Here is a 6,000-nt window from a genome sequence, read left to right as displayed (position 1 = left end):
CCCAACGCGGAGTTCGATCTCGCTCCACAAACGACAAGTCGATCCACGCTATACGTTCGCTGAGGCGGTCGAATTCTGGCATAGACACTCAGAAATCGACCGCCTCATCCTCTAACTTTACGCGACCGACCAGTTCTGAGTTATTTATAAGGGAACGAGGCGGTGGCGCGTGCCTCCGAGTGGCCGCCGAAGGCGGCCGCGAGGAGCACGCGCGAGGGAGTCGCTGGCGGCCGGAGCGCAGCGAAGGCCGCCAGCGACGAGGCTGGGGAGGTGTGAGGCGCTGTGCGGTGCGTTCCCGCGAGCGAAGCGAGCGGGAGCACGGAAGTCGCAGCCCGCGCAGCGACCGAAGGGAGCGAGCAGGAACGTCTTCCGGTGGTGCTGGGCGGGACTCAAAGGGGCAGCCGCGAGGCCGCAGTAGGCGACGTAAGCACCGCAGCGAGCGGAGCGAGCGAGGAGCGCAACGAGCGTACTGCGGCCTCGCGGCTGGGGCTTTGGAGGTGTGCTCCACCGATCTACCGTCGATTTATAAATAATTGATAGCGTTCAGATCTGGCAGAGATATCTCTCACGACGTTCGAGAAATACACCGACCGAGACTCCCGCGAGCGCAGCGAGCGGGAGTCAGGCCGGGCCACGACTGAAAGGAGTGCACCGGCCGAGATTTGAACTCAGAATCAGACGTGCTCGCTCACGGCTCGCTTCGCTCGCCGCTCGCTGCGCGCGACTGATAGCGTTCAAATCTCTCTCGGTGATTTTGCTCACTTCGTTCGCAAAATGCACCGGCCGAGATTTGAACTCGGGTTGCAACCATGGCAAGGTTGCGTGATACCACTACACTACCGGTGCGTGCTTCGCATCTCACAGTTGGTCGGAGACTCACTTAAACCTGTCACATCGGGACGGTGCGGCGGCGCGACCGCCGTCGACGCGGAGACTCACTCCCCTCTCCGTCGAGCGATCTCGTCCGCGTGCGCGTCGTGAAGATCGGCGAACGCCGTCGCCTCCGCAGCTTCCTGCGTCCCGCTCTCTCGCCGGTCACGCATCCGGCGCTTGATCGCCGCGAGCGCGTCGCCCTCGCCCGCTGCGATCTCGTCGGCCACCGAACGCGGGTCGTCGACGACGCGCGAGACGAGCCCGGTCCGCAGCGCCGCCTCCGCGTCGAGGACCCGCCCCGAGAGCGCGAAGTCGAGCGCGTCGCCCTCGCCCATGACGCGCGGGAGCCTGACCGTCCCGCCCCAGGCGCCGAACAGCCCGAGGGAGACGCCGGGCTCGGCCAGCGTCGCCCGCGGGGTCGCGACGCGAACGTCGGCCGCCAGCGCCAACTCCACTCCGCCGCCGCGGGCCGGTCCGTCAATCCCGCAGACGACGGCCGACGGCGACGCCTCGATCGCGGCGGCGGCGCGCTGCCCGCGCCGCGCGAACGCCGCCGGGTCGTCGAGCGCGGCGACCGCGTCGAGGTCAGCGCCGGCACAGAACGCGTCGCCCGCGCTGCGGAGGTACGTCACCGGCGGACCTTCCTCGGCTTCCGGCTCCGCGAACGCCTCGCGGAGGGCGGTCAGGTCCGCGGGCCGGAGCGCGTTGCGCGCCTCGGGGCGGTCGAGCGTGACGACGCGCACGTCGCCGTCGGTTCGGGTCCGGATCACGGTACCGGATCCCGTTCGTTTCCAAAGGTCTTTGCCCTTCGCTCGTCTACCGGACGGCAATGGACGATGCCGCGCGAGCGCGTGACGCCGCGCGCGATGCGCTCGCGGACGTCGAACCCGAACAGCTCCGCGAGGCCCTCGACGACCGGCTCCTCGACGCGGCGGTGACCCCCGGCGTGCTGGCGCTGGTCACCGCCCGCGCGCTGGAGCCCGACGTGGACCTCGGCGACGTGGCCGACCGCGCCGCGGGCGTACAGCTCATCTACGAGGGGTTACGCCTCACGCGCACGGTGGCCCGCGACGAGCCGTGGGTGACCGCGGCGACCGCCGCGGCCGACATCGAAGCGGACATGGAGATCCTCGCCGCCGACGTGCTCGTCTCCCGCGGCTTCTCGCTTTTAGCGTGTACCGACGCCGCCCGCCCCGCGGTCGACGTGGTGCGCGCGTTCGGACGCGACCAGACGCTCCGCGACCGCGAGGGCACGGACGCCGAGACGGCGGCCGGACTCGACCGGAACCTGGAGGTGGACGCGCTCGAACTCGCGGTCGTCGCCGGCACCACCGCGGTCGGCGGCGACCCGCCGGAGGAGCTGCTCGAATACGCCCGCGACCTCGCGGCCGACTGCGACGGCGAGTTCCCGCCCGCGGGCCGCGCGCTGCCGGACGCGACCGCCGACCGCATCGCGGACATCTCGGAGCGGGCCGTCAGCGCGACGGATCGGTGACCGTCGCGCTGACGGCGGTGGCAGCGTTCCAGATCCACCGACGCCGCGCCGTCGGATCGAAACCCATAAAGTCGAATCCGGTCAACGACAGTTTGCGTGCCTGGGTAGCTTAGCGGTAAAGCGCGTCCTTGGTAAGGACGAGACCGGGGGTTCAAATCCCCCCTCAGGCTCTTTCCGCCGTACACTCCTTGTGCGCATACTTTTCTGTCTATACTCGTCTGAACGAAACCCGTTCAAGATTCGCTTCTCTCGCTAAACGGGGCATCCCTCGCCGTAATGCGATTCGGTGAAGTATCAGGACACACAAACTAATTCACAGACAGCGGCGGATTAGACCCGAAATCGACCGGGGGCGCGTCCCCTCAAGCGACACCCCGGATTTCGCTAATCAACGCTCACAGAGGAATGACTGAAGCTTAGTCAGCAATGTGATAGAACACCCTCGATGCGGTTATCCACGTCGGTTACGCGGTGAGTGAAGCTCCGCCGAAACGACTATTGGTAAGATCAGTGTATTACGCCTATATGTCCGAAGCAGCTACGAATGATGACGGCGGGGACGACATCGCCACGGTCAACTTCAAACTCACCGAGTCGTTCCTCGAACAGATAGACGATACGTGGCAAGGGCGCGGGTTCAACAGTCGGAGCGAGTTCATCCGGTACACGCTTCGAGACGCCGTCGAGTTCCCGACGTTCGACCGCGACGAACTCGTCGCGCTGCTCGAAGCCGAGGAGGACATCCGTGAGGGACGGACGACGAGCGCAGAGGAAGCCCGCGAGCGGTTCGGCACGAGCGATGAGTGATGAGGAGTGGACGTGGGTCCCGTGAGCTTCCGGCAGGACGACGGGCGGCTCGTCGTCGCACGCATCAAGCGTCGTGGCGGCGCGTACACCGCTGACGGCGACTGAGTGGGGACGGGACCCCGAGTCCAGACCTCGCCTAGGTTCTTTTTTCGGCGTTACGCCTCACTCCTGATCCCGCGTCGCGAACGTCGCCGCTCGCCGGATCAGCGCGTCGTGCGGGTCGACTGCCGACCGCCGCGCGGACACCTGCTCGAACGCCTCGCCGAGGTCCCGGTCCGTCAGGCGCGTCATCGCGGCCGCGGCGACCGCCGGGCTGCGCGAGGCGCCCGCAGAGCAGTGGACGAGAACTCGCTGCCCGGCTTCGCGCCGCGCCACGACCGTCTCCACGGCGTCGACGAACGACTGGTACTCATTTTGCGGCCCGTCCAGCATTGGGACGTCGACGCGAGCGACGGGTCCGGTGTCCGGATCGTCGTGCGTGAGCGAGACGACGGTGTCGATGCCGCGGCCCCGGAGCAGCGACTCGTCCTCGGCGTCCGAGACGGTCCCGACGAGAATCCCGTCGCCGACCTCATTCATTTCGGACCACGCTGTTGAACGGTCGTACGGTCGCGACTGAGGTAAATGTCCACGCTCGTCGCGTCTCCCGGTGAGGGGGACATCTTCCCCGTCGTAGGCGCTTTTTTATCCCTCACCGCCCGACCGACACGACACATGGGCAAACACGAGCGCGGCTGGGTCGAGGCCACGGAAAGGCTGACGGCGCGGCTCGCGAACGACGCGGAGCCGGACGAGGACCTCGAAGCGCAGGGCCGACCCGACCTCGCCGAGGCCCTCGCCGACCGGATCCGGGCCGACTTCCCGGACCGGACCGCGGTGCGGCACGCCGGCAACTCCTACGACTCGCTCGGCGACCTCGTCGTCGAGTCCGCCGACGGGAGCGAGACGTTCCTCGAAGCGAAGTTCGTCGCCAGCGGCGGGACGCGGGCGAACCTCGGGCAGGACACCCTGACGCAGTTCGAACTGTTCGAGGGCGCGACGCCGTGGAGCGACTTCCGTGAGGAGATCGGGTTCCCGGAGGACCGCGAGGCCCTGCTGCGGGAGTTCGACGGCTACCCGGACGACGTCCGCGACTGGTCGTACAAGTCGGCGGTGTACGACCGCGCGAAACACCTCAAGAACGTCCTCGACGTCTCGCGGGGGCAGAACACCGGCTCGCGGGCCGACGAAGTGCTCGCCGACCCGGACTCGACGGAGACACAGCGCGAGGCGGCGCGGATCGTCAACGCCATCCTCGACCTCGACCGGGAGGAGAAGTTAGCGTACTTCGATCACCTGCGCGAGGCCGAGCAGAACCCGCGCAACGTCGAGACGTTCGCGCACCTGATCGTCTGCGGCTACCACACCGCCGACGCGCTGCGGGAGCACTTCGACGACGACCTCGACGAGATCAAGCGGCTGCTGGAGACGGACTCCTACCGCCTGTACGAGGTGAACAAGAACAGCGGGGCGGTGACGGTCGAGAACCCCTCGGAGCTGCTCGCCGGCTTCGAGTGGGAGGACACGCGCGTCGAGATCCCGGAGGACGGGACCTCCGTGAGCGTGGTGACGGGCCCGCCCGGAAACCGGCACCGCGTGCTGAACATCGCGTACAACTGGAAGAACAAGTTCCAGGGGATCCAGACGCCGTCGATGAACGTCTTCGTGCCCGAGGCGTAGGTCGTCGAGAGGAGTCGAGCCCGCGGCGCGACCCCCGCCGACCCGCACCCTTTTGCGCTCGGACGCCAAGGGTCGACCATGCAACGCGGCCGCCGGAAGCCGGACTGGCTGAAGTCGCGCCCGCCGTCCGGGAGTCGGTTCACCGAGATCAAGTCCACCCTCCGCGACCGCGACCTCCACACGGTCTGCGAGGAGGCGAACTGCCCGAACATGGGCGAGTGCTGGTCGGGAGAGGACGGCCCCGGCACGGCGACGTTCATGCTGATGGGCGACCGCTGCTCGCGCGGGTGTAACTTCTGTGACGTGGAGACGGGCGGGATGGAGCCGCTCGACCCGGACGAGCCGGCGAACGTCGCGGACGCGGTCGCGGAGATCGGGCTCGACTACGTCGTCCTCACGTCCGTCGACCGCGACGACCTCGCGGACGGCGGGTCGGCGCACTTCGCGGAGACGATCCGCGCGATCAAGCGCCGCGACCCGGAGATCATCGTCGAGACGCTCATCCCCGACTTCCAGGGGGACCCCGAGGCGATCGACCGCATCGTCGACGCGGAGCCGGACGTGATCGCCCACAACGTCGAGACGGTCGAGCGGCTCCAGTGGCCGGTCCGGGACCGCCGCGCGAACTACGAGCAGTCGCTCGCGGTGTTCGACCGGGTCGACCGCGAGTCCGACATCCACACGAAGACGAGCCTCATGCTCGGCGTCGGCGAGTACGACCACGAGGTGTACCGCACGCTCGGCGACCTCCGCGAGGTCGGCGTCGACGTGGTCACCTTCGGCCAGTACCTCCAGCCGTCGCGCTCGCACCTCGACGTGTTCGAGTACGTCCACCCGGACGTCTTCAAGACGTGGCGACGGGTCGCCGAGGAGGAGTTCGACTTCCTCTACTGCGCGTCGGGCGCCATGGTCCGGTCGTCGTACAAGGCCGGCGAGCTGTTCGTCGAGGCGCTGCTCCGCGAGGGTCGGTCGCCCGAGGACGCGCGGCGCCACGCGCGGGCCGCCGGCGGCGACTGACGGGGATATAAAACACTGAGGCGCGGCTCCGAGAACTCCGGCGAGGCCGCCACAGCTGTCAGGCGCTTTCGAGGTATCGACTTTTGTCC

General features: G+C 68.0%; 6 protein-coding genes, 2 tRNA genes and 1 pseudogene. 6 read left to right on the top strand and 3 right to left on the bottom strand.

Going from position 1 to position 6,000, the window contains the following annotated elements; translation table 11 throughout:
• Positions 1-775 precede the first annotated feature (775 nt).
• A tRNA-Gly gene (locus tag DVK07_RS08020) sits at positions 776-846 on the bottom strand.
• 89 nt (positions 847-935) lie between these two features.
• Positions 936-1,643: an enoyl-CoA hydratase/isomerase family protein gene (locus DVK07_RS08015; protein ID WP_121596562.1), complete on the bottom strand. Its 708-nt coding sequence runs from the start codon at positions 1,641-1,643 to the stop codon at positions 936-938.
• A gap of 59 nt (positions 1,644-1,702) precedes the next feature.
• Here DVK07_RS08015 and DVK07_RS08010 point away from each other — a divergent pair, with 59 nt between their 5' ends.
• The 4 genes and pseudogenes from DVK07_RS08010 to DVK07_RS07995 all read left to right on the top strand — a co-directional run.
• Positions 1,703-2,368 (top strand): hypothetical protein, encoded by a 666-nt coding sequence (locus DVK07_RS08010; protein WP_121596561.1) that lies wholly within the window; start codon positions 1,703-1,705, stop codon positions 2,366-2,368.
• Between the two features lie 98 nt (positions 2,369-2,466).
• Positions 2,467-2,538: transfer RNA gene (locus DVK07_RS08005), tRNA-Thr, on the top strand.
• A 355-nt stretch (positions 2,539-2,893) separates the two neighbouring features.
• Positions 2,894-3,175, top strand: coding sequence for a ribbon-helix-helix domain-containing protein (locus DVK07_RS08000; RefSeq protein WP_008307424.1), 282 nt, complete (start codon positions 2,894-2,896; stop codon positions 3,173-3,175).
• Between the two features lie 21 nt (positions 3,176-3,196).
• Positions 3,197-3,280, top strand: a pseudogene (locus DVK07_RS07995) (type II toxin-antitoxin system RelE/ParE family toxin); the annotation flags it as partial.
• Positions 3,281-3,337: 57 nt separating this feature from the next.
• On the opposite strand, the gene DVK07_RS07990 reads toward DVK07_RS07995, so the two are convergent.
• Positions 3,338-3,754 carry a dual specificity protein phosphatase gene (locus DVK07_RS07990; protein ID WP_121596560.1) on the bottom strand — a complete coding sequence of 139 codons (417 nt, stop codon included), beginning with the start codon at positions 3,752-3,754 and terminating at the stop codon, positions 3,338-3,340.
• A 135-nt stretch (positions 3,755-3,889) separates the two neighbouring features.
• Here DVK07_RS07990 and DVK07_RS07985 point away from each other — a divergent pair, with 135 nt between their 5' ends.
• Complete coding sequence (locus tag DVK07_RS07985) at positions 3,890-4,894, top strand: hypothetical protein (RefSeq protein WP_121596559.1); 1,005 nt, start codon at positions 3,890-3,892, stop codon at positions 4,892-4,894.
• Positions 4,895-4,972: 78 nt separating this feature from the next.
• On the top strand, positions 4,973-5,911 hold the full coding sequence (gene lipA / locus DVK07_RS07980) for a lipoyl synthase (RefSeq protein WP_121596558.1): 939 nt from the start codon (positions 4,973-4,975) through the stop codon (positions 5,909-5,911).
• Positions 5,912-6,000 lie beyond the last annotated feature (89 nt).

Source organism: Halorubrum sp. Atlit-26R (genome assembly GCF_003666015.1).
In the GTDB taxonomy this organism is placed as follows: Archaea; Halobacteriota; Halobacteria; order Halobacteriales; family Haloferacaceae; genus Halorubrum.
Note: the sequence above shows the minus strand (reverse complement) of the source record. Positions and strands in the feature narration are given on the sequence as shown.